Origin of the sequence: Streptomyces sp. NPDC005303 (assembly GCF_040607335.1) — a bacterium.
Lineage (GTDB): Bacteria > Actinomycetota > Actinomycetes > Streptomycetales > Streptomycetaceae > Streptomyces.
In genome coordinates, this window is the sequence record NZ_JBEXGM010000032.1 from 70,841 (window position 1) to 92,352 (window position 21,512).

At 69.6% G+C, this 21,512-nt stretch carries 19 protein-coding genes and 1 tRNA gene; 12 read left to right on the forward strand and 8 right to left on the reverse strand.

Features of this window, described 5'->3' with window-relative positions; translation table 11 throughout:
• The first annotated feature begins 106 nt into the window (after positions 1-106).
• A complete protein-coding gene (locus tag ABZT93_RS32610) occupies positions 107-607 on the forward strand; it encodes an Lrp/AsnC family transcriptional regulator (RefSeq protein ID WP_356111461.1) in 501 nt (166 codons plus the stop codon).
• A gap of 23 nt (positions 608-630) precedes the next feature.
• On the opposite strand, the gene ABZT93_RS32615 is transcribed toward ABZT93_RS32610, so the two are convergent.
• Together ABZT93_RS32615 and hisC are read right to left on the reverse strand one after the other, a co-directional pair.
• A complete protein-coding gene (locus tag ABZT93_RS32615) occupies positions 631-2,367 on the reverse strand; it encodes an aldehyde dehydrogenase family protein (RefSeq protein WP_356111463.1) in 1,737 nt (578 codons plus the stop codon).
• Between the two features lie 5 nt (positions 2,368-2,372).
• On the reverse strand, positions 2,373-3,419 hold the full coding sequence (gene hisC, locus ABZT93_RS32620; protein WP_356111465.1) for a histidinol-phosphate transaminase: 1,047 nt from the start codon (positions 3,417-3,419) through the stop codon (positions 2,373-2,375).
• 340 nt (positions 3,420-3,759) lie between these two features.
• Between hisC and ABZT93_RS32625 the strand changes: the two genes are divergently transcribed.
• Positions 3,760-4,419 carry a hypothetical protein gene (locus ABZT93_RS32625; RefSeq protein WP_356111466.1) on the forward strand — a complete coding sequence of 220 codons (660 nt, stop codon included), beginning with the start codon at positions 3,760-3,762 and terminating at the stop codon, positions 4,417-4,419.
• An 86-nt stretch (positions 4,420-4,505) separates the two neighbouring features.
• On the opposite strand, the gene ABZT93_RS32630 is transcribed toward ABZT93_RS32625, so the two are convergent.
• The 3 genes from ABZT93_RS32630 to ABZT93_RS32640 form a co-directional block, all read right to left on the reverse strand.
• The gene (locus ABZT93_RS32630; protein ID WP_356111467.1) at positions 4,506-5,708 is read right to left on the reverse strand and encodes a beta-ketoacyl-[acyl-carrier-protein] synthase family protein; all 1,203 of its coding nucleotides are present in this window, start codon (positions 5,706-5,708) and stop codon (positions 4,506-4,508) included.
• Positions 5,709-5,774: 66 nt separating this feature from the next.
• The gene (locus ABZT93_RS32635) at positions 5,775-7,172 is read right to left on the reverse strand and encodes an NAD(P)-binding protein (RefSeq protein ID WP_356111469.1); all 1,398 of its coding nucleotides are present in this window, start codon (positions 7,170-7,172) and stop codon (positions 5,775-5,777) included.
• The gene (locus ABZT93_RS32640; protein WP_356111470.1) at positions 7,169-7,864 is read right to left on the reverse strand and encodes a hypothetical protein; all 696 of its coding nucleotides are present in this window, start codon (positions 7,862-7,864) and stop codon (positions 7,169-7,171) included. Before ABZT93_RS32640 ends, ABZT93_RS32635 begins: the two co-directional genes overlap by 4 nt.
• Positions 7,865-8,238: 374 nt before the next feature.
• Here ABZT93_RS32640 and ABZT93_RS32645 point away from each other — a divergent pair, with 374 nt between their 5' ends.
• The 7 genes from ABZT93_RS32645 to ABZT93_RS32675 all read left to right on the forward strand — a co-directional run bounded on the left by ABZT93_RS32645 (position 8,239) and on the right by ABZT93_RS32675 (position 14,718).
• Positions 8,239-9,234: an acyl-ACP desaturase gene (locus ABZT93_RS32645; protein ID WP_356111472.1), complete on the forward strand. Its 996-nt coding sequence runs from the start codon at positions 8,239-8,241 to the stop codon at positions 9,232-9,234.
• The gene (locus ABZT93_RS32650; RefSeq protein WP_356111474.1) at positions 9,231-10,049 is read left to right on the forward strand and encodes a cupin-like domain-containing protein; all 819 of its coding nucleotides are present in this window, start codon (positions 9,231-9,233) and stop codon (positions 10,047-10,049) included. Before ABZT93_RS32645 ends, ABZT93_RS32650 begins: the two co-directional genes overlap by 4 nt.
• Positions 10,028-10,177 carry a hypothetical protein gene (locus tag ABZT93_RS32655; RefSeq protein WP_356111476.1) on the forward strand — a complete coding sequence of 50 codons (150 nt, stop codon included), beginning with the start codon at positions 10,028-10,030 and terminating at the stop codon, positions 10,175-10,177. Before ABZT93_RS32650 ends, ABZT93_RS32655 begins: the two co-directional genes overlap by 22 nt.
• Before the next feature lie 236 nt (positions 10,178-10,413).
• Positions 10,414-10,486: transfer RNA gene (locus tag ABZT93_RS32660), tRNA-Ser, on the forward strand.
• A 152-nt stretch (positions 10,487-10,638) separates the two neighbouring features.
• Positions 10,639-11,826: a hypothetical protein gene (locus ABZT93_RS32665; protein ID WP_356111478.1), complete on the forward strand. Its 1,188-nt coding sequence runs from the start codon at positions 10,639-10,641 to the stop codon at positions 11,824-11,826.
• The gene (locus tag ABZT93_RS32670; RefSeq protein ID WP_356111481.1) at positions 11,733-12,950 is read left to right on the forward strand and encodes a hypothetical protein; all 1,218 of its coding nucleotides are present in this window, start codon (positions 11,733-11,735) and stop codon (positions 12,948-12,950) included. Before ABZT93_RS32665 ends, ABZT93_RS32670 begins: the two co-directional genes overlap by 94 nt.
• 190 nt (positions 12,951-13,140) lie before the next feature.
• The gene (locus tag ABZT93_RS32675) at positions 13,141-14,718 is read left to right on the forward strand and encodes an ABC transporter substrate-binding protein (RefSeq protein ID WP_356111483.1); all 1,578 of its coding nucleotides are present in this window, start codon (positions 13,141-13,143) and stop codon (positions 14,716-14,718) included.
• A 330-nt stretch (positions 14,719-15,048) separates the two neighbouring features.
• Here ABZT93_RS32675 and ABZT93_RS32680 read toward each other — a convergent pair whose 3' ends face one another.
• Positions 15,049-15,192 carry a hypothetical protein gene (locus ABZT93_RS32680; protein ID WP_356111484.1) on the reverse strand — a complete coding sequence of 48 codons (144 nt, stop codon included), beginning with the start codon at positions 15,190-15,192 and terminating at the stop codon, positions 15,049-15,051.
• 339 nt (positions 15,193-15,531) lie between these two features.
• On the opposite strand from ABZT93_RS32680, the gene ABZT93_RS32685 reads away from it, so the two are divergent.
• From ABZT93_RS32685 to ABZT93_RS32695, 3 genes are all read left to right on the forward strand, one after another.
• A complete protein-coding gene (locus tag ABZT93_RS32685) occupies positions 15,532-15,903 on the forward strand; it encodes a hypothetical protein (protein WP_356111486.1) in 372 nt (123 codons plus the stop codon).
• Complete coding sequence (locus ABZT93_RS32690) at positions 15,861-16,430, forward strand: hypothetical protein (protein ID WP_356111488.1); 570 nt, start codon at positions 15,861-15,863, stop codon at positions 16,428-16,430. The genes ABZT93_RS32685 and ABZT93_RS32690 overlap by 43 nt, the downstream gene beginning before the upstream one ends.
• An 83-nt stretch (positions 16,431-16,513) precedes the next feature.
• The gene (locus ABZT93_RS32695) at positions 16,514-16,723 is read left to right on the forward strand and encodes a hypothetical protein (protein ID WP_356111490.1); all 210 of its coding nucleotides are present in this window, start codon (positions 16,514-16,516) and stop codon (positions 16,721-16,723) included.
• Positions 16,724-16,884: 161 nt separating this feature from the next.
• Here the strand turns inward: ABZT93_RS32695 and ABZT93_RS32700 are convergent, their stop codons facing one another.
• Together ABZT93_RS32700 and ABZT93_RS32705 are read right to left on the reverse strand one after the other, a co-directional pair.
• The gene (locus ABZT93_RS32700) at positions 16,885-18,759 is read right to left on the reverse strand and encodes a hypothetical protein (RefSeq protein WP_356111492.1); all 1,875 of its coding nucleotides are present in this window, start codon (positions 18,757-18,759) and stop codon (positions 16,885-16,887) included.
• Positions 18,760-19,049: 290 nt separating this feature from the next.
• Positions 19,050-20,543, reverse strand: a complete 1,494-nt coding sequence (locus tag ABZT93_RS32705; protein WP_356111494.1) for a hypothetical protein — start codon at positions 20,541-20,543, stop codon at positions 19,050-19,052.
• Between the last annotated feature and the right edge of the window lie 969 nt (positions 20,544-21,512).

The window sequence follows — 21,512 nt, forward strand, 5'->3', positions numbered from 1 at the left end:
TTCTCTGGACACTTGACAGGAGAATGGTGGCCATAGCGGAATGTGTGTTCAATACTTCGGCTCAACTGGCGATGAACTGCTGAATTGGGCGGGACAGGAGAGCAATGTGTTCGAGGAAAACGTGCTGCCGGGGTCGGCGGCCGGACGAACTGCCGTCCCGCTCGACGACATCGACCGGCAGATCCTCGGTCGGCTCCTCGAAGACGGCCGGATCTCGGTCCGGGCGCTCGCCGAGCAGGTGCACATCTCCCGGGCGAACGCCTACACACGTATCGGCAGACTCGTGGCCGAGGACGTCATCACGGGCTTCACCGCACAACTGAACGCCCAGCGAGCCGGCCTCGGTACGAGCGCCTACGTGACGATGAGCATCGAGCAGGACGCCTGGCGCGACATCTCGCGCGAACTGCGTGAGATGCCGTACGTGGAGCATGTCGCCCTCGTCACGGGCGACTTCGACGTCCTGGTGCTGGTGCGCGCACCGGACAACCTCGTGCTGCGCCAGGTCGTGCTGGAGAGCATCCAGGCGGTGCCAGGGGTGCGCTCGACCCGCACCTGGCTCGTCTTCGACGAGGTGCGCGGGCGCGGCGCCACCTGGACCGGCTGAACACCGGCCCGTTCACACATCGATCATCCGGCGGTGAGGCCGGGGCCGGACAGGGCAACCCCGGCGGGTTCCGGCACCGTGACCGTTAGCTGTTCTGCCACCGGTGCGCGTGCGGGAGCCGCCCGCGGGGTGTGCCACCTGGAGCGCACCACGCGAAACCGTCCGGTGACGAAATGGGCGCCCGCGCCCGGCAGGTCGGCGAGTACCGAGGAAGGGTCGGCCGGCAGGTCGCTGAGGTTCGCCACCAGATCGACCCCGGCGTCCAGCGCGGCCGCCTCGGCCGCCGCCAGCACCAGCGGGTCGGTGGAGTGCACAGCGGCGTAGAGCGCGCCGTGCCGTGCCACCGTACGGCGCAGGAGCGCCAGACTCTGCGAGGTCGACTCGGTCCCCACCAGGAAGGAGACCGGCCCGGGCCATTCACGCGTGTAGACCGGCTCGTCCGATGCCCGCAGCCGCACGAGCAGCGGGCTGCGCACATCGGCGCGCGGATGGTCCGGGTGGGCCACGGGAGCGGAAGCATGCAGGACCGGGCCGTACCGGGCGGCCTCCGCGAGGGCGCCGAGCACCTCGTCGGCGGTGATCGCGCCCAGTACTCGCGCCACGCGTGTGGGATGCCCGAGCAGGCGGTCCACGGCGTCGCCGAGGTCGGCCCCGAGGTCCCGGAGGGTCTTGTGGCCCTCGTCGGTGCCGAAGCCCTGCTCGGGCACCAGGATGTTCTGCGGCGTGGTGCGCACCGTGCCGTTGCACAGGCACAGGGAGAGGGCGAGTCCGCGGACCAGGCGCCGGTAGTCGTCGGTCGAGTCCACGACCACGGTGTTCAGCCCGGTCCGGTCGGCGAACACGGCGGCCTGGTGGGCGTGTTGCTCCAGCCAGCGCGCGAAACGTGCGGAGCCGGTGAAGTCGACGATGCGCACAGCCGGGTCCGTGGCCAGCCGTCTGTGCACCTGCCGCTCCGGTTCCGCCACCGCCAGGGTCACGACGTCCGGGGCGTAACCGGCTTCCGCGAGTACCTGCCGGGCGACCCGCACCGTGATCGCCAGCGGTAGCACCGAGCGCGGGTGGGGAGCCACGACGACGGGGTTGCCCGTCACGAGGCTGGCGAACAGGCCGGGGAGCCCGTTCCAGAGCGGGAAGTCGGGACAGCCGATGAGCAGCGACACTCCGCGGGGCACGAGGGTGCAGGTGCCCCGCAGCGCCAGCGGTTGCCCGCCTCGTTCGGCGCTCTCCAGGTTCAGGTCGGCCGGGACGCGTTCCGACTCGGCAAAGGCCTGGGCCACGGCTTCCAGGGCACGATCCTGGGCGCGGGGCCCGGCGGTGCGGAGCGCGGCCGGCACCGGCTGGCCGGTGGTGTGGTGAACGGCCAGGGCCAGCTCGTGGGTGCGGGTGTTCAGCCGGCGCAGGATCTCCACGGCGAGCCCCGCACGCTGGTGCAGCCCTGCGGCACGCCAGCCGGCCGCAGTCCGCCCGGCCGCCGCGACCAGCTCGGCCGGGTCGCAGCGCGGATAGGCGATGTCCAGATCGATGCCGTAGGGCGACGACTCCGTGCGCACTTGGCCGCGTTCGCCGGGCTGCCCCAGCTCGAAGGGCCGCCCCAACAGGGAGTCGAACACCTTCCCGGCGGTGCGTGTCGATCTCATCCCCGCGTCCGCTGCGTCCTGGCCGGTCGCCTCCGTGAAGGGGCGGCGGCGCTCACCGGCGGCGAGGGCCCGGACGACGCTCTGGAGCAGCTCGCGGTGCCTTTCGTAGGCACTGGGGCGCATGGCCTTCAGCCTATCCAGGTCGCCGCGAGTGCGAGCAGGGCGTCGTTCTCCTCCGGCAGACCGAGCGTCACCCGGATGCCCTCGCCGAGGAACGGGCGGACCACCACTCTCCCGCCGAGGCAGTGCACCGCGAAGTCCCCGCTGGCGTCGGCGAGCGGCAGCCACACGAAGTTGGACTGGGAGTCGGGGACGTCGTGACCCAGCGCGCGCAACCGCTGGGTGACACGGTCCCGTTCGGTGATCGTGCGCGCGGCCCGTCGGGCGACCTCCGCGGCTTCGCCGAGGGCGACGACGGCCGCCCGCTGGGCGAGGGCGCTGACGCTGAACGGCACCTGGGTCTTGCGCACATGTGAGGCGAGATCGGGCTCGGCGACGCAGTAGCCGACGCGCAGCCCCGCCAGGCCGTACGCCTTCGAGAAAGTCCGCAGAACCACCACGTTCGGCCGGTCGCCGAGGAGAGCGAGGGCGTCGGGGACCAAAGCGGGATCGGCGTACTCCCGGTACGCCTCGTCGACGACGATCAGCACATCCCGCGGCACCCGGTCCGCGAAGTCGAGAAGTTCCCGCTCACCGACCGCGGTCGAGGTGGGGTTGTTGGGGTTGCACACGAACACCAGCCGGGTCCGTGGGGTGATCGCGGCGGCCATGGCGTCCAGGTCGAGCGTGTGATCACGCAGGGGCACCCTCACCGCGGTGCCGCCCGCGACCGCGGTGAGGATCGGGTATGCCTCGAAGGAGCGCCAGCCGAAGACGACCTCGTCGCCGGGGCCGACGACCGTGTGCAGCAACTGCCCGCAGACCTCGGAGGAGCCGGCGCCCACCGCGATCCGCTCCGGATCGATCCCGTGACGCGCTGCCAGCGCCTCGATGAGGTCGGTGGCATCCAGATCGGGATACCGCGACACACCGCCCGCGGCCTCCGCGAGTGTTCCGGCCACGCCGGGCAGCAGCCCGTAGGGCGATTCGTTGCTGGCCAGAATGATGGCCCCGGGCAGTTTGCGGCCCGGGACGTAGGAGGGTAGCTGGGACAGGGATGCACGGACACGCACCATGCTGGACTCGCTTCTGCAGCGCTGGGCCCGAGGTTTTACTGTCGGGCGCTTGACAGGCAAATCGTGAAGAACGGACGACAACCGCTCAACTGTTTGGCGGATTCCGCGACGGATCGCCGGAAGTGGCTCATCGATCGGCAAACCGTCTCGCACAGGCTGCTCCGGAGCATCCGGCACGAGACGGACGGCGTGCCATCCACCGGGCATCGCATCTCCTGCTCGGTCACGACACGGACACAGCGGCCGATCGGCGCCCGCGCCGTGGGCGACGTCCGTACAGACTGCTCGCCGCCAGAGCCACGAGATGCCCGCGGCCCGCTCGTTCCGATCGAGGGAGAACATGTACAGAACCCACCTCCGGCTGCGCCACAAGGCTCTGACGGCCTGCGCGGCTGCTCTCGCGCTGCTCACGGCCGGCTGCGTGAAGGCGTCGGCAGGTGAACAGACCGGGGGCTGCCGTGGGGACGACCACTGGTCGCAACGGCAGCAGGCCGCCTGGCTGCGGTCCGCGGTGGCCTTCCGCGATCCGACCGGCCGGGGCGGATCTCCGTACCAGGTCGCGGCTGTCGAGATTCGCGCAGCGCGCACGGGCGATGTCCGGCCGTTGTGCGAACCGGTCGCGGTGCAGGTCGAATTCTGGAGCCTCACCGCGACAGCGACGGGGACGGAGATGTCGTCCGTCATGCGCTACCGGCTGTCCGCCGACGGAAGCAGGACCCGTAGCGTCGACTTCCCCGCCGGCCTTCCTGCCGCGCGGGACAGCGCCTGCACCAGGGTCCTCGTAGCGGCGTACGTGGGCGCCCCCCTCACGCAGGACCAACTGCCGCGGCGCCTGACGGATCTGGCCACCGTTCGGACCGCGGACGTGCGGTTCGGTACGGAGCGCATCGGTGCCTTCCGAATGCTCCTGCCGTCAGATCCCACGCGGTGCGACACAGCCCGGCCGACCGCGAGCCCCTCGCCCTCCAGGTCGGTGACGTGGGACATCCACCACCCGTGAACCGGCGATGCGCGGCTGTGACCGTGGGACCGGGGATGCATTGCACACCCATCGCCCTGTGGTCTGCCCCGCGGCTCGGTAGACGTTCAACGGGTCAGGGTCAGGCAGACGTTGTGGCCGCCGAAGCCGAAGGAGTTCGCGAGGGCGGCGGTGACCGGGCCGCGGAACGGCCGCCCGGTCACGATGTCCAGGTCGATCCGCGGATCCTGGTCGTCGAGGTTGATCGTCGGCGGGACGGCCTGCTCGCGCAGGGCGAGGACGGTCACCAGGGCGCCGAGGGCCCCGGCAGCGCCGAAGAGATGCCCGGTCATCGCCTTGGTCGCGGTGACGGTCGGGTGGTTGCCGATGGCTTCGCTGATCGAGCGGGCTTCGGTGAGATCGCCGTGGGGTGTGGCGGTGGCGTGGGCCATGACCAGGTCGATGTCCCCGGCGGCGAGCCCGGCGTCGGCGAGGGCCAGACACATGCTGCGGGTCTGGCCTTCGGGGTGACCCGCGGTCATGTGGTGGGCGTCGGAGGTGATGCCGGACCCGGTGAGCCGGGCATGCACCCGGGCGCCGCGTGCGGCGGCGAACTCGTCGCGTTCCAGGACCAGTACGGCGGAGCCCTCACCGATCACGAAGCCGTCCCTCGCACTGTCGAAGGGCCGGGACGCCTGATGTGGGGCGTGGTTGCGGGTGGAGTGGGCCATCGCCTGCGCGAAGCCGGCGAGGGGCAGTGGATGCAGACATGCTTCGGCACCGCCCGCCACCACGACGTCGGCGCGGCCGAGCCGGATCAGGTCCATGCCCAGGGCGAGAGCCTCGGCGCCGGAGGCACACGCGCTGACCGGGGTGTGGGCACCCGCCCGGGCTCCCAGTTCCAGGCTGACGACGGCCGCCGGGCCGTTGCTCATGAGCATCGTCACAGCACGCGGGGACACCCGCCGGGCTCCGGCGCGTTCCAGGATGTCGTCCTGGCCGAGCAGGGTGAGCACGCCGCCGGTGCCCGTGCCGATCGCCACCGCCAGGCGGTGTGGATCGACCTCGGGGCGGCCGGCGTCCCGCCAGGCTTCACGGGCGGCGATCAGAGCGACCTGTTCGCATCGGTCCAGGCGCCGGGCCTCCACCCGATCGAGGATCTGCGTCGGCTCCACGCGCAGCCGGGCAGCGATGCGCACCGGGAGCGGGTCGGCCCAGTCCTCATCGAGCCGGGAGACCCCCGACTCGCCGGCCAGCAGAGCGGACCAGGTGCTGGGGACGTCGCCGCCCAGGGGCGTCGTGGCGCCGAGCCCGGTCACCGCGATGTTCATCAGAGGGTTCTCCTTGGGGTGTACGGCCGCTCGGGAGCCGGGGCGTATGCCGGCGCGGCCGCGCGGTCAGGACCGGGGAGCCAGGTCGCGGCCGAGCGGTGGACGTGGAGTGGGAGCCGGCAGCCCCAGCAGGCGGCCGCGGATCACGGAGGCCACCACCATGGGATCGAACAGGCAGGTGGGCGAGTCCATGAGGTGGTAGACGCGGTCGAGCGTCCGCTGGGCCCGCACATTGCCATGTGCGGCGAGTCGGTCGACCTCACCGGACCACCGGCCGAACAGCCCTGCCACTCCACCGGAACGGCGATCGGTTCGGAGGTACCCCACGTCCTCACCCGTCGCGATGGTCCACGGGAGGTCGGCGGCGCGGGCGAACCGCCGCAGCAGTCGGCCTTCCCAGCCGGGTGCCGTACTGCCGGTCAGCGACTGCCGCAGCAGCAGCGCCTGGACGGCGGCCACGGTGATTCCCTGCCCGTACACCGGATTGAAGGCACACAGACTGTCGCCGGTCACCAGCACCCCGGCGGGCCAGTGCCGCAGCCGTTCGTAGTGATGACGGACGTTGCCCGTTCGCCGGTGCACGGCCACCTCACCCAGGGGACGGGCCCGGGCCGCGAGGTCGGCGAGCGCGGGGTCGCGCAGCCTGTTCAGGAAGCCGTCGAATCCTTCCGGATCACGGGGCGGCCGGTGTTCACCCGCGCCCACCGCCGCCACCATCCAACGGCCGCCCTCGACGGGCAGGGCCACGCCGCCCGCCGGAACCTCACGGGTCGGCAGGACGACGACGCCCGCCACGCGACCGAGGACATCGGCGGGCGCGCGGTAGACGCGGCCGGCGTAGCCGAACCGGGCGTCGACGGTCGAGGTGGGCACCTGTCCATGTCCCAGGAGCGTCAGCCATCGGGGCAGCCTCGATCCGTGTCCGGACGCATCCACCACGAGGTCCGCCCGCAAGGACGGACCATCGGCGCGTTCGACGAGCCATCCGTCCCCCGAAGGCGCGCGGCTCAGGCCGCGTACGCGGACGCCGGACAGCAGGCTCACCCCGGGGAGAGCCGCCACACGTCCTCTGACGAGGTATTCGACCAACGGGCGCGTGGCCGAGACGAGTTCGAAAGCGGGCGTACCGAACGGTGCCCAGCCCTGTTGGCCGAGCCAAGCGAGGTTGCCCGTGTCCAGCGGCACGCCGCCGGCCGCGACCAACTGCGCGCGCAGACCGGGCAGAAGCTCCTCGATCGCGCACAGTCCACGGTGCAGCAGCACGTGCGGCTGCCTGCCCTGGGGGACCCCGGGGCGCGGGGAGACTGTCGGGGTGCTCTGCCCGAGGTCCTGCTCCGGGCGCAGCCCAGGCGCGATCTGGTCCTGTTCCAGGACGGTCACCGGTCGACCGGCCGCCCCGAGGGCGGCAGCCGCCAGCAGGCCCGCCATCCCCGCTCCGATGACGACGGTGTGACCGGCGCTCATGAGGTGCGCACGAGCCGGAAGAGAAGGTGCCGCATGCGCTTCAGCCACGGCAGGGGCACATGACGCCACAGCGGGTTACCGGCGGAAAGGGGGATGTGTCCGCGGATCACGGCACCGTAGTCGAGTGACGCCGGATGCGGGAAATAGTCCGGCTTGCAGGCCACGATTTCCCTGAATCCCTTGTTGTAGTAATAGCGGAGCTGTGGATCACGGGGGAGGCCATGATGCATTTCATGCATGTAGACGTCGGCCGGTAGATCTGGATTAATCTGTTTCCAGGCCCGCAGTCCGGGCATCGGGGAGCCCAGATAGATATCGCGCCAGCCGTGCTTAAGGGCGTACGGCCAGAAGAACTCGAAAACAGCCGTCACCGATTCGGCGTCGACGCTGCTGAGGCTGATCCCGAACAGGGAATTCCCGGGTTCTTCGTCGCTTTCCTCCACTCGGGCGCAGCCGACCCAGTCGGGCGCCGAACGCAGCTGCGCGACACTGATCGGCTTCATGAAGAGCGAGGTCATTGCCGCTCCACTGGAAGTGTCGAACGCGCCTATGCTGAGCTGCGGGTATGCCTGTATTCGGGCGGTCAGATCCGAGGCGTCGGCCGCCTGGTCGCGGTCCCATTTCGTCTGCTCCAGGGTGAGGAGCGCGTCGATGTCGTCTTGCTTCAGGAATCGCGTCTCGATCGGACGCACGGGGGAATCAGGACCCCGTCCGGCGCGGTTTCCGCGGGGTTGGGAAGTGCTCGGCAAGGTCATTTTCTGTGTCTCCGGAAGGCCGTCTCATGTGGATGCCACAATAATGCCGACCGACCGATCGTTCGGGGAAGAGGGAAAGGGGGTCGAGTGGTATCTGTACATCGCGTGTTCGCGCGGATTCCATGTTGGAAATCTCGTATTCATCGCTGATTATGATCCGCATGTGACGCTGGTTACCCTTTTCGGCCGGGCGGGGAATTCCTGTTATTGTCCCGACGGAGCTCGAATCGGCCCCTCATTTCGGTTGAGGCCGATTCGGTGCTGCTTGCGTGCCAAACGCGCGCGCCCCCTCACTGCCTCAGGGAAGCTGTATGACTACTGAGTCGACCGCAGACGTCCGACTGCTCAAGGACCTGGAGCCGGCGGTGGAGGCCGGCCTGAACCGCCACTTGGCCGGCGCGAAAGAGTGGTTCCCGCACGAGTACGTGCCCTGGAGCCGCGGCCACGACTTCGGCGCGGTGTTCGGCGGCCGGGCCTGGCAGCCGGACCAGTCATCGCTGCCGGAAGCCGTAGGCACCTCACTGGTCGTCAATCTGCTGTCTGAGGACAACCCGCCGAGCTGCCACCCCATCATCGCGGAGCACTTCGGCCGCGACGGCGCCTGGGATACCTGGTTCCACAGATGGACAGCGGAGGAGGACCTTCATGGCCAGGCGATCCGGGACTACCTCCTGGCTTCACGGACCGTCGACCCGGTGGCCCTCGGACGTGCCCGGTTGGCGCATGTCAGCGCCGGTTTCGAACTCGAACACGCCTCTGTCGCCGAGGTGATCGCGTACGTCTCGTTCCAGGAACTCGACACTCGGGTGGCCCACCGCAACACCGGCCGGCTGTCCGGCGATCCCGTCTGCGAGGGGCTGCTGACCCGTGTCACCCAGGACGAGAACCTGCACATGCTGTTCTACCGCGACCTGCTCGACGCGCTCCTCGAGCTGGTCCCGGACGTCGCCATGCGGGCGGTCGCCACGGTGGTGACCGCCTTCCGGATGCCGGGTCACGGCATCGAGGGCTTCAGGCGCAAGTCCGCGCAGATCGCGCTGGCCGGAATCTACGACCCCCGTCTGCACGACGACGACGTGCTCCTGCCCGTGCTGCGCAGACTGAACATCTTCGAGCGCCCCGCAAGGGGCGCGGACGGCGAACGTGCCCGTGGGGAACTGGCCGCACATCTCACCGCACTCGACCGCGCCGCGCAGTGCTTCACGCAGCGACGCGAAGCCGCCCGACAGCGCATCACCGACGCCGACCGACCTACCCGCGTCGCCCGGAACGCCGGGCCGACAGTAGGAACGGAACGAACGCAGTGACGTACGCGACGGACTTTCGACCGCTGCCGCCGCCGGACAAAAGCCCGGCGGAACACCTGCGGCGTCGCACACCCGCGGTCTTCCGCGGGGTGGCCGCGCACTGGCCGGCCGTCAGCACCTGGACGCTTCCCTACATCGCCTCTCTCGACCCGTCGCTGCCGGTGCGGCTGGTACGGGGCAACCGGGAGAACACCCCCACCGCGTTCACCCGGTCGGAACTGGGAACGTACCTGCACCACCTGTCCGAACCGCCCCGGGCGGACGGCGATCTGCTCTATCTGAAGGAGTTCGATCTGCTCAGACAATTCCCGGCGCTGCGGGACGATCTGAAGGACATACCGTTCCTCCCGCGTGGCGCCGTCACCTCCAACAGCGTCTGGATCGGTCCGGCCCGGGCCCGTACCGGCCTCCACCAGGACCTGCTGGACAACTGCGCCGTCCAGATCGCCGGGACGAAGCGCTTCCTCCTCGCCCGCCCCGGCGTCGTCGAACGCGCCGGCGCGCTCTCCGCCAAGTACGACACCTGGGCGCGCCTGTCCCGAGTGGGCATCGAGGAACTGCTCGCCGACAGGGGAACGGTGACGGACGACGAGGACTTCTTCTCCGTGGAACTGGAACCGGGTGATGTGCTCTACGTGCCGGCTCGCTGGTGGCACGAAGTGGTGAACCTCGACGCAAGCATCCTTCTCAGCGGATTCTTCGGCTCCAGGGCGCACGTGGCGCGATTGTGGACACAGGTCGGCCTGCGAGACACCCTGCACCGCGCCCGGCTGCTCAACCCGAGGGACTGCACGTGTCATCCAGCCCGGCGATGACGACCTGCCGCCGGATCGCCATGCGGGACCGTCGTGCCGTCAGGTTTCGTCGCGCCGAAGACACCGGCCGCCCCGATCTGCTCACCATGGCCGAGAAGAGCGGACTCGCCCAACTATGTAACTGCTGACAAAGACTTGCACCATTCATGCCGCATACGGCGAGACCTATGGCGCTCGCAGCACCCATCGCCAGCCGCGGCACGAGGGCATCACCGCGGCCCGCTGCACCTGCCTGTTGGCTGTTCTGGATGCGAAGCGCGCGGCCTGGGGACCTGAGTCCGAACGACGTTTGCGACCGCGGTGCCGCTGAGCAGGCACACGTCGATTGCGCGATCAGTCGTGGCAAATATCGTGTCGGGCCCATCGGCGTGTAGCTCAGTGAGCAGAGCACCGGGCTCGAGACCCGGAGGGCGCGGGGGCGGATCCGGCCACGTCGGCTATGAACGGCAACGAGGAAAAGCCTGGGACTCCGGCCGCGCATCGAGGCTACCGCGAATCCCAGTTGGCCAAGGCCTTCGTCACTGCGGTCACCGATGAGGACGCCGTTGTCCGGGTACGCGCCGCGGAGCGAGTCCGGGTCTGGAGCGCCGTGTCGCAAGGGGCCGACGACGGCACGCTTTCGATCGGGTGGCGCACACCGATCGACGGGATGCCGGCCTGGGTCACGCCGAAGGTGGCACGGGGCGGCTTCGCCACGGGTGCGGCGAGTGCCGGCGGCCCGTTGCAGCCGTATGAGGGCGAGGCCGCCCGCCGGGCAAGGGTCACGGTCGCCCGCAAGGCGCTGTTCGCGCATTACCTGACCGACGCCGGCCTGGCCGAGCTGACCGCTCTGCTCGCCGATGGCGGGTATCAGGTGACCGTTCCCGAGGAGGCCGCCCTGCTGACGGTGGCGTGGCTTGCCGGCCATGGCGATGCGGCCGGCGCACTGCGGCTCGTCGACGAACTGGCTCCGTGGGTGGCCCGGTTGCGCTTCGCGCCGCCACCCGGGCCTGTCCGGGAACCCGCGGCTGATGACTGGGCGGTTTACCGCCTCACGGTGGGGGAGGCCCACGCGGCGGTCGCAGGGCGGCGCCCCGATCCGGCGGTGGAGGCGATGCGGGAGGCGCTGGCGGTGTGGAACCCCTTCGCGGACGAACTGCTCGCCCACTGGCTGGAGACCGCCGGGGACGGACGGGTCCTGGCACACGCACCGGACGCCGACTGGCGAGCCCGGGGAGCGGCTCTGCTGAAGCAGTACCGGCGGCTGGCCGAGGAGCACCGCTGGTGCGGCAAGCACCGCAGGCCGAAGGAGAACCTGGCCATCCTGCGTACGGCGATGGAGGAAGCGGTCGCCGGGCGGGAGCTGGACGCGCGGCGCAAGGGCCTGCTCCAGCACGCCGTCGAGGCGATAGTGCGCCGCCGCGGCCGTCCCGGCACCGTCGAACACGCCGCGCTGCGCGCTCGGCAGGCGGCCGACGCCGCCAGGCCCACCCATCACGCCCTGGCACGACTGGTCGTACGCCGGATGTCCGGCCTGCCACAGGACAGCGGGACGCCACAGGCCGACCGGCTCATCGGTCCGGTCACGGCCCAGGAGCACACTGCACCGGTTTGCCCGAGGGCACGCAAGTGCCGGAGGCGGTCGCCCGCGTCGTCCGAGGGACGCTCGCCGCGCCGATCGGCACGCTCATCGAACGGGGCGTGGTGTCCTCAGCCGAAGTCCTGGCCGAACTGGTTCCCCAACTCGCGGCGCCCACCGTCGCCTTGGCCTACCCCGATGCGGAACTGCGCCGCCTGATGGCCGCCACCTACCGGGCGTTCCGCAACCGCCGCTCCCTCCTGCTGCTCCACCTGGAGCAGCAGGTGCGGTTCGAGGAGCTTCCCTGGGTGCAGGCGGTCGCACGACACCGACGTGAGACGGGCCGGGCACGGCAGGACGCCCGCGCGGCACTTGCCGGTCTCGGGGAACTCGCTCTCCAGGGCTTCCCGGCGACGCCTTTGCCGAACCCGCTCGTCCGCGAACTCGGCACCATCGCCCGTACGGCGGGCGTGCGGGTGCCGTGGGTGGAGGACCTTGCTGCGGACATCTTCGTGGGCACCTTCACCGGCAAGTTCCTCGCGGCGGCCCGGCTGGCCGGTGGGCTGCTCGGCGGGACCCTGTACGAGCGGTACTACGGCATTGACTACGCCGCCGTCGCGGCGCTCGAAGCCGGCGAGAGCGGCGGGGGGCGCGACTGCCCCGCGTTCCGGGAGCTGTGCCACGCACGCGCCGGTGTGACGGGGGCACCGCCGTCGATGGCTGCCAAGGGGATGGTGATCGAACAGGCCCAGATCCTGACCACCCACAACCTCGCCGCCCTTGTCCACCCGATCGGCGTTTCTCCGGCACCCGGCTGGGACGACCTCGCCCGCCGTAGCTTCACCGCCGTTTGTCGCCTCACCGCACGGGTGCACCACAACCCGCGCCCGCTGGCGACCGTCAAGAACGCGGCCTCCGCGTGGCGCAACATGCTCTTCCACCTGTCTCTGTGCTCGCCGGAGCAGCAAGCCGCCGTTGTCCCATGGCTGGACGCAGAGGCCTCCCGCCACCCGGACCACGTGGCCGCCCGCCTCGCCCCCGTCCTTTCCGGCCTGCGCGTCGTGCGAGCGGGTGGAGCCTTCGCCGCAGATGGCACAGCGGATACCGGCAGGGCCCGCCGTTTCCTCGGCTGGAGGACGGCGGTCACTGGATGCCGGCCGCCCTCCTGCCCAGCCGGGCGACGATGCACTGAGGCGTTTTCGAGAGCGAAGCACAGACCCCTCCGAGAGCCTCGTGCGTCATACGTGCGTCACCGCCAGGCCCTGCGCCAGACGCTCGTGACACCGGTCGACGCCCCGACCGCAGGCCACGTGGTGGCGGCCAGTGGCACTGGAACTGTGTGAGTCGGCGATCACGGAATCGTCACAAGGACGATCAAGGGGGCGCTTCTTCGGCTACATGACGGCGGACACACCAGGATGACAGCGTCGACACAGCACATTCCGGCAACAACGCGCTTTCGGGGTGGTTCGGGTCGGGGCGGCACCCAATACGTTCTGCCGAACTTTGGCCGGCGGATCGAGGAGTGTGCGCGTGTTCAACCAGAACCGAGTCCTGCGAAGAGTGGCCGCGGTCGCATCCATATCCCTGGTGGCAGGATGCGGCGTCCTCTCCAGCAGCAGCGCGGGAGCCGGCGGGCCGATAGTCGTCGGGACGACCAGCGCCCCCAGCACCCTTGATCCCGCCGGATCCTGGGACGGATCCTGGGAACTGTTCCGGAACATCTACCAGACGCTGCTCGCCTACCCCGACGGCGCCACCGCCCCTCAACCCGACGCCGCCAAGAGCTGCGCCTTCACGGACTCAGGCAGCCGCACCTACCGCTGTGAACTGCGCTCCGGCCTGAAGTTCAGCGACGGCGACACACTCGACGCACGGGCCGTCAAGTACTCCATCGACCGGATCCGGACCATCAACGCGCCGAGCGGCCCGGCCGGACTGCTCGGCAGCCTCGACCGGGTGCAGGTGGTCGGTGACCGCGAGGTGGTCTTCCACCTCGACAAGGCCGACGCCACCTTCCCGTTCGTGCTCGCCACCCCGGCCATGTCGATCGTCGACCCCGACGACTACCCCGCCACGTCGCTGCGCAAGGACGAGTCGGCGCACGGCTCCGGGCCGTACACGCTCAAGTCCTACGAGGGCGGTAAGCAGGCAGAACTGGTCCGCAATGACAGCTACCAGGGCTTCGCCGACCGGCGGAACGACGCGGTGACCATCCGCTACTTCCATGATTCAGCCACAATGGTCGAAGCCCTGCGCTCCAGAGCGATCGATGTCACCTACCGCGGTCTTGCCGCGTCCGACATCATCGCCCTGCAGTCATACAACTCCTCTGACCTGCAACTGATTGATGGTGCCGGTATCGACATCAACTATCTGGTGTTCAACCCCAAAGCCCCATGGGCCAGGATTCCGGCCGTGCGCAAAGCCGTTGCCCAGGTCGTAAACCGTCCCGCCATCGCCTTCACGGTCTACCAGGGCACCGTCGACCCCCTCTACTCCATGGTCCCGGCCGGGCTGACCGGCCACACAGCCGGCTACTTCGACACATATGGCGACCCCAGTACCTCCAAAGCCCGCCAGATCCTTGCTGACGCCGGCATCACCCAGCGGGTCCCGCTCACTCTCTGGTACACGACTGACCGCTATGGCTCGGAGACTGCGCGGGAGTTCCGGGAGCTAAAGCGGCAACTGGACGGCTCGGGCCTGTTCACCATCACCCTCAAGAGCCGGCCGTGGAAGACGTACGTCGTCGGTTACCAGAGGGGCGAGTACCCGGTGTTTGGGCGCGGCTGGTTCCCCGACTTCCCCGACCCCGACAACTTCATCGCCCCCTTCGTCGGCGACCACAACATTCTCGGTACGCCCTACCCGTCACCCGTGATCACCGGCAAGCTGCTGCCCGAGTCGCGCGCCGAGAGCAACCGCGGTGAGGTCGTCGTGGACTTCGAGAAGGCGCAGCAGATCCTCGTCGACGACGCCCGACTCATCCCACTCTGGCAGGGGCGGCAGTACATCGCGGCCAGCGACGACATCTCCGGCGGCGAACAGGCGCTAGACCCCTCGACGATCATGATGATGTGGGACCTGCACCGCAAGACCAGTTGGTGAATCGGCTGTCCGGCGCTGCTTGCCGGTGATTCCTGACGTGGTTCGTCAAGCCGTGGGGACTATTGGCGTATCAACCCGGGATGTTCCGGACGAGATCGCCGAAGCGCTGGGAGGCCTGGAGGAGGCACCCCTACGCACTCTGGAACGACCGCTTCTGCCTGGGGCGCGATTCCTGGCGATGTTCGATGCCAAGGACCGCCACCGTTCCCGGACAGGCAGAAACGGCACACGTCGACGGCAGCAAGTAGTCGCCTCGGTAAAAGGCGCGATGAGCAAAGGGCATCGGTCAGGTGTGGCTGGTCGGCTCTGGCTGGATGACGCGCCCTACTTCTACTCCAGGTCGTCGGTGTCCTCGGGAGCATTCGGGTCGCGCAATGGGCGCAGGCCCGCGTTCGGGCTCCTGGCCTGGATGTTGAACTGGTAGAGGCCCAGGAAGTTGATGTGCCGGTCCTTCAGGTGGAGAGCCGGGCGCATACGCCACGACGTGGAGCGTGCTGCGCGCGATGATTCCGGGACTGCTGACGTCCGGCGCGACCCCGAGAGAGGACTCGGTGATCCCCCTCGGTGGCGGCCGAGTGCGTCGAGCGATGTTGTGCCCAGGACGCCCGACCCGGGCTCGACGCGATCGCGGCGCGCGGCGGCGCATCGCAGTTGGTCAAGCAGGCCCGGCGGCTGAAGGAGACGCTGGCCACCTGAAGCCGACCTCGTGCTCCGCGGACCGCTCTTCCCGGCCTGCTCTTCCCGGCTCTCACCTGAGCGATCTAGGTAAAAACACGCAGGTCCAGGGTCCGCATCGCCACATAGCCTCCCGGTGTGCACAGAAGAAGGAGCGCCGACGCCGTTCCCGTGCGCGTCGGCATAACCGGGGTCGGCGCCAGCCTGCCCGACCAGGTCGTGAACTCCGAGCAACTGCGTCGGCAGGTGGCACGGACCAGCGGACTGCCGCTGCCGACCGGGATATTCGAGCGGGCCACCGGCATCCTGACCCGCAGGGTCGCGGCGGAGGGCGAGTACGCCTCCACCCTGGCGGTGTGTGCGGCGCGCGGTGCCCTCGGCCGGGCCGGGCTCGACCGCTCGACATCGACCTGGTGGTGTTCGCCTCAGCCACCCGGGACGTGGCCGAGCCGGCGACCGCGCACATCGTGCAGGACCAACTGGGCTCCCAGGCATACGCCCTGGACGTGACCAACGCCTGCAACAGCTTCGTCAACGGGATCGACACAGCCCGGGCCATGATCATGGCCGGGTGGGCCACGCGCCCCCTGGTCGTCACCGGCGAGACACCCAGCCGGGCCGTCCGCCGGGACCCGGCTGGCCCCGCCCGGTTCCGGGACGCCTTCGCCGGCTACACCTTCGGGGACGCCGGCGCGGCGGTCGTCCTGGAAACGGTCCACCGCGGCGGGATACTCGACGTCGACTCCGAGACCCACTCCGAGCACTGGCGACTCGGCGGCATCGCGGGCGGCGGATCACGCCATCCCCGAGGAGACGAGCACACCTACTTCCACGGCGACGGCCGCGCACTGCGCGAGGTGTTCGAGAAGGTCGGCACATCGGTACTGGACCGGGTGCGCCACCGCACCGGCCTGGACTGGGACGACCTGCGGTATGTGCTGGTCCAGCAGGTCAGCCGTCATGGATGCGCTGAAGATGGCCGCGGGACGCGGTCAGCTGAAGCCTGGATGCATTGCGCACTCGGACCGAAGCAGTGAATACACCTCGGACGAACTCCGGTGTGAGATAGGTCGGTTGGGGCTGCGGCAGAGCATGGGCCGCACCGGCTCCTGCTTCGACAATGCCACCGCCGAGTCGTTCTTCAGCTCTGCTGAAGGAGGAGATCGGAACCCGTCGCTGGCCCGACCGGACCAGCGCCCGCGCTGACATCTTCGCTTTCGTCGAGACCTTCTACAACCGACAGCGCCTACGCCGCCATCCACGCTGGGGCTACCTCACCCCACTGGAGACCCGGCAGCGTCTGGAACAACAACACGCCTTCGTGGCGTAAGCATCGAGTGTCCAAGATCGCGGGGAAGCTTCAATCGCGCTTGGCTGCGTCAGGGGGCGCTGGAGCGATGCTTGGAGGGCGAGGGCCGCGGCGGCCATGACGAGTGCACCGAGCACATGGCGCGGGCGGGCCCCGCGGCACATGGACGGTGCGCGCACAGTTCACTGCCGTATGAGGGGGAGTCGGAGGACTCCGCGGTCGTGTCCGACGATCACATCGGGGCCTGCGGTGGCCAGGCAGGTGACCGCCACATCCAAGGCGATGTGCTGCACCGTGCCGCTCTCCGGTTCCCATACCCGCAGTCTGTGACCGTGTTTTCTGCTGGTGACCAGGACAGTGCGGCCGTCGGGCAGGGTGGTGCCAGTGATGACCGGCAGGCCGGCAGTACCTGTGGAGACAGGCAGACCGTCGCCGATCGGGGCGCCGGTGGTAAGGTCCCACAGCATGACCACGCCGCGGTTGTCTCCCGTAGCCAGCACGGTTCGGTCGTGCGTGGGCACCGCCGCCACGGCTGCCACACGGTGGTCGGCATCGGCGAGCGCACGTGCGCTCAGTTGCACGGCCGCGCCTCGTGCCCAGGGGTCGTCGACGGCCGGATCCCACACGTGAAGGCGGCCCCCGGTGTCCGAGGCCGCGATCAGCGTATGGCCGACAGAGATCGGGATGGCGGCGATCGACTGGATCGGACTGCCATAGGGGTTGAGGCGCCCGACAGACTCACCAGTGACTGGATCCCACAACCGGACAGCGCCTCGGGGGGTGGCGGTGACGAGCAGGGTGCGGCCGTCGGGGACGGTCGCGGTACACATTCCGGTCACCCCGCCGGGCCAGTTGCCGGCCGGTTCGCGAACCGGTCGCCCGATGACGGGGTCCCATACGGCGATCGTCCCGGTGTCGCCTCCGCTTGCCAGGAGGATGCGGCCGTCGGGCAGGGGCAGGGCCGTCATCGTGCAGATACGGTCAGGATGTCCCGGCAGCGGTCCATGGACGAGTCGGCCGTCGGCCACGTCCCACAGGCACACCACACCCCTGTCCCCGGCGCCGGCCACGAGCGTCGGCTGACCGGAGCGGGAAATCACCGCCAGTGAGTCGACACCCCCGAATGAACCGGGCGCGGAATCGGAGAACACTGATATACGGCCCCAAGGTGTGCCGTCGGCCGCAAGCAGAGCGTTCCCCTCCCGCCGGAACCGGGTCGCTGCTTCACCTGTTCCGCCCGCCGCCGCTGACTCTCCCGTGGCAGCCGACCAGCCGGAGTCCGTCCACGCCTCCGTCAGATGGCTCTGAGGGCGCGCACCGTTCGGATTCTCCGCCAGACCGTCAACGATCGCCCATGTCTGCTCGCAGTCCCAGCAGCGGAAGTATCCGGATAGCGACATCAGTTTGCGGGCCCATTCCCTCCCGGCCCATTGCGGGGCAGCCTTGACCGCGACCAGGCCGGCGACCAGGCACAGGACGGCCTGCCCCGGTGTCTCGGGGTGTACGCCCGCCGCTGCGACTTCGCGTGCCACCCGCAGGAAGGGCTCCCACCCCTCTCCCAGCGCCTCCTCCCGCAAGGCTGCGGCGACCTCGCCCCAGGGATGCCCGCCTTGGCGGACATGGGCGGGATCAGGCATCCCCGGAGCCTCGACAGCCGGACGCACCGGGTCCACGAAGAACCCAGGGATCTCGGTATCGCTCCCGCACCCGGGACACAACAGCAGCAGCTCACTTTCCTGGGTATCGGGAAACTGCTGCAGCGCTGGGGCGATGTGGTGACCGGCGAAGGCCACACAGGACAGCGCGAGGTGGGCGCAGACCGTCGCGGGAGCGCCGGCGGCAAGGAGGCTTCGGGTGGCTGCCCGCTCGGCCAGACGCAGTGCGGCGCTGAACCCCGCCGCGAGGTCGGCCGGGACGGGTGGCCTGTAGTCCGCGGTCATGATGAAGCCCATGTCCACCCAGAAGTCCACGGTCCGTCCAGGAGGCAAGGCCGCTGCCGCCTCGACGAGATGCGGCAGGGCTGCATAGGCCCCGTCGGAGACGACTCCGTCGTCCATGAGGCCGCCGGCCAGGTGCGACCAGGTCCGCCTCCATTCATCACCGGTCCCGGTGGCAGCCATGGACGCCATCTGCTCCAGGAGTGCTCTTACCTCGTCGGCTGTCACACCGTCAAGATCACGCCAACGAGGTTCGTGCAGGGGCAGCTTCGGAATCATGGAGTGAGTCTCGCAATCGTCGCTGACAAGTGAGGGGGCCTGCTGCTCCCAGGCCGGCGCCGCGTTGAGATGCTGTGGCCTGGCAGACGAGGTGCCGTGCGGCTCGGCAGGGCGTCATACCTCGCCGCGGATCAGCTCGTCATCTGATCGACGACAACTGACACGGAACGGGGCACGATCCGCTCCAGTACCGGCAGTACAGGGTTCCAGCCGTCGAGAACCACGACCTGTGCGGCAAGCCTGCAAGCCTGGGACGGCTCGGACAGTTCCACGAGTGCGGCCAGTGCGCGGGCTCGTGTTGCACGGTAGGCGATCGAGCGGGTGAGGGCCTCGGCCCGGCCGGGATCGCCGCGCCGGGCCAGTTCTCGGACCACTGCGACGAGTGCCTCGCCTTTGGCCCAGCGGTCGGTGATCGAGTGGACGAGGGCCTCGGCCCGGTCCGGATCGCCGCGCCGGGCCAGCTCCCGGACCACTTCGATCTGCGCACTGGACTGTGCCCGGCGGTCGGGGATCGCGTGGGCGAGAGCCTCAGCCCTTCCCGTGTCGCCGTAGCGGGCCAGCTCCCCGACGATCTCCGCCTGCCGCCCGACGCGCAGATCGGGGTCGAGCAGGTCGGCGAGTGCCATGGCCCGCTCGACCTGCCCGTGCCGGGCCAGCAGGAGTGTCACGGACCTCACCAGAATGTCGTGATCACGGCCGTCGCCGGTCTCGAGCAGTGCCTCGGCCCGGTCGGCCAGGGCCAGGGCCACGTCCTGGTCGGCGGTTTCCGCGACCGCGTCCAGCACGCATGCCATGTCCCAGGCGTCGAGCGGGGATCTGGGTGAGGGCGGGCCAGCGTCAGCCTCGTCCAGATCTCCTTCCAGGACCATGTCCTGGTCGGCGGCTTCGCCGAGCGCCCACCCACAAAGCGTGCCATCAGCTCCGACGGCGGGTTCGGGTTCGGTGTGCAGGAGAGCGTCCAGCCGGTCAAGGTCTCCCGCGAGCGCCTCGCGGGCCAACACCACCGCCAGGCGCCGTGGATTGGACCACCCTGCCGGGTTGCGGGACCGGAAGCGGTCCTCGACGCGGTCGGCGAGTGCGGCGGCCCGGTCATGGTCGCCGGTGGCGACTGCCACCTCCACGAGGAGGGCGAGCACCTTTTCCGTCCCGTCGACGGGGTAAGAACTCACCTCGTCGTCGGCGCGAGCGGCGAACCTGAGCGCCTCATCGATGTCGCCGCTGTCCGCCACCGCCTTCGCCAGCAGGGCCCAGGCCCAACCCCAGTTGTGGGGGTAGCGGATCCTCACCACCAGAGCGACAGCCCTGGCGCGCTCACCGGCACGGGCCCATGCCGGCACGAGAGCGAGCAGTGCCTGGTCTCGCTGCTGCCGTAGCGGAATCGACTCGGCCAATGCCTGGGCGCCGCCCAGGTCTCCCGCGCCGGCCGCGGCTTTCACCAGCTCCAGAAGCTCCCTGCCCTGCTTGAGCTCCTCACTGATCGTGTACGCCAGCTCAGCCGCGCGGACGAGGTGACCGGTGCGGGCGAGCGCACTCGGCAACCACCCTCCGGCGAGGTCGGTGCCTGGGGGCCTGCCCACCGACAGCCGGAGAACGGCCAGCAGACAGGGCTCGAACCCGCTTTGCACGATGTTCCTTCCGGCGTCGCTCTTCGGTGCCAGGCCGCGACGTCGCTCCCGTTCCCGCCTCATGAAAAGCTCATGCCCCCACTGGGCCAACCCCTCTGGCATGCCTGGTACTCCCTTGGTGAAGCTGGCCCCTGGCGACGCGTCTATTCACTCCGGCCGTTGTTGCCGGTGCGCGAGAGTGGCGGCAAAGGCCCCGATCTGACGGAGTCCTGCCAGTGACCTGGTCGAGATGTTGTTCCTATTGGTGCGCAGGATGGCGACACTGCGCCCGCTCAGCTGGATCGCGGCGGAGATCCGCTCACCGTCTGTGCGAGCGATGCCGTACGGCCCCGATGGCAAAAGCCCATCGGCAGGCCATATGGCGCGCCGTCAGGTGGCCGCCGTCTGCACCACCGTCCTCGACGGCCGCCTTGTGGAGCCTCTCGATGCGCCAATCCCCGCAGCCGACGCCCGGTGAACAGGACGAGGACGCTGCCGTCAGGTCCCTTCAGAGTCCTACGCGTCCCGACGTCCTCATGGCCCCGCGACGTCACTCTGCCGATCGAGATCTCCTGCCGGCCGAAGGGCCGCAGCACGCGGCCGTGGCCACCACGACGCCGTCCTCGAAGCAGTAGAGACGAGGCGTGGGGCCGCCCGCCCGTCGTTGGTATCGGGGCAGCGTCAGAACTACGACCGAGGCCACGGCAGCCGTGAGGAAGAAGACGGCAACCGGCAACTGCAACCACCAGGGACTCCCTTGGCGATGTTCGCAAGACGGGTCGAGGCCTCCCAGCCGGTCCAGCCGGCAAGGGGAACGAACCATAGCCACGCGGCCCCGTTGGGCGACTCGTCGGGGCATGCGAATGCCACGTGGCTGCCACAGCCGTTGGCGGTGGCATCTCCGCCACTTGTTCGCGTTCTCGCATGCCACCCCTCGGATGAACATCCGTAGCTCTCCGATGCCGAGTGTTCCGGTCACGCGGTCCCCTG

What these genes read in the sequence shown, in the direction of transcription:
- ABZT93_RS32635 (WP_356111469.1), bottom strand. Translation starts at nt 7,172, where the DNA reads ATGAGCGCCGGTCACACCGTCGTCATCGGAGCGGGGATGGCGGGCCTG.
- ABZT93_RS32695 (WP_356111490.1), top strand. Translation starts at nt 16,514, where the DNA reads ATGCCACCGCCGAGTCGTTCTTCAGCTCTGCTGAAGGAGGAGATCGGA.
- ABZT93_RS32630 (WP_356111467.1), bottom strand. Translation starts at nt 5,708, where the DNA reads ATGAACATCGCGGTGACCGGGCTCGGCGCCACGACGCCCCTGGGCGGC.
- ABZT93_RS32680 (WP_356111484.1), bottom strand. Translation starts at nt 15,192, where the DNA reads ATGCGCCCGGCTCTCCACCTGAAGGACCGGCACATCAACTTCCTGGGC.
- ABZT93_RS32625 (WP_356111466.1), top strand. Translation starts at nt 3,760, where the DNA reads ATGTACAGAACCCACCTCCGGCTGCGCCACAAGGCTCTGACGGCCTGC.
- ABZT93_RS32645 (WP_356111472.1), top strand. Translation starts at nt 8,239, where the DNA reads ATGACTACTGAGTCGACCGCAGACGTCCGACTGCTCAAGGACCTGGAG.
- ABZT93_RS32700 (WP_356111492.1), bottom strand. Translation starts at nt 18,759, where the DNA reads ATGGACGACGGAGTCGTCTCCGACGGGGCCTATGCAGCCCTGCCGCAT.
- hisC (WP_356111465.1), bottom strand. Translation starts at nt 3,419, where the DNA reads ATGGTGCGTGTCCGTGCATCCCTGTCCCAGCTACCCTCCTACGTCCCG.
- ABZT93_RS32615 (WP_356111463.1), bottom strand. Translation starts at nt 2,367, where the DNA reads ATGCGCCCCAGTGCCTACGAAAGGCACCGCGAGCTGCTCCAGAGCGTC.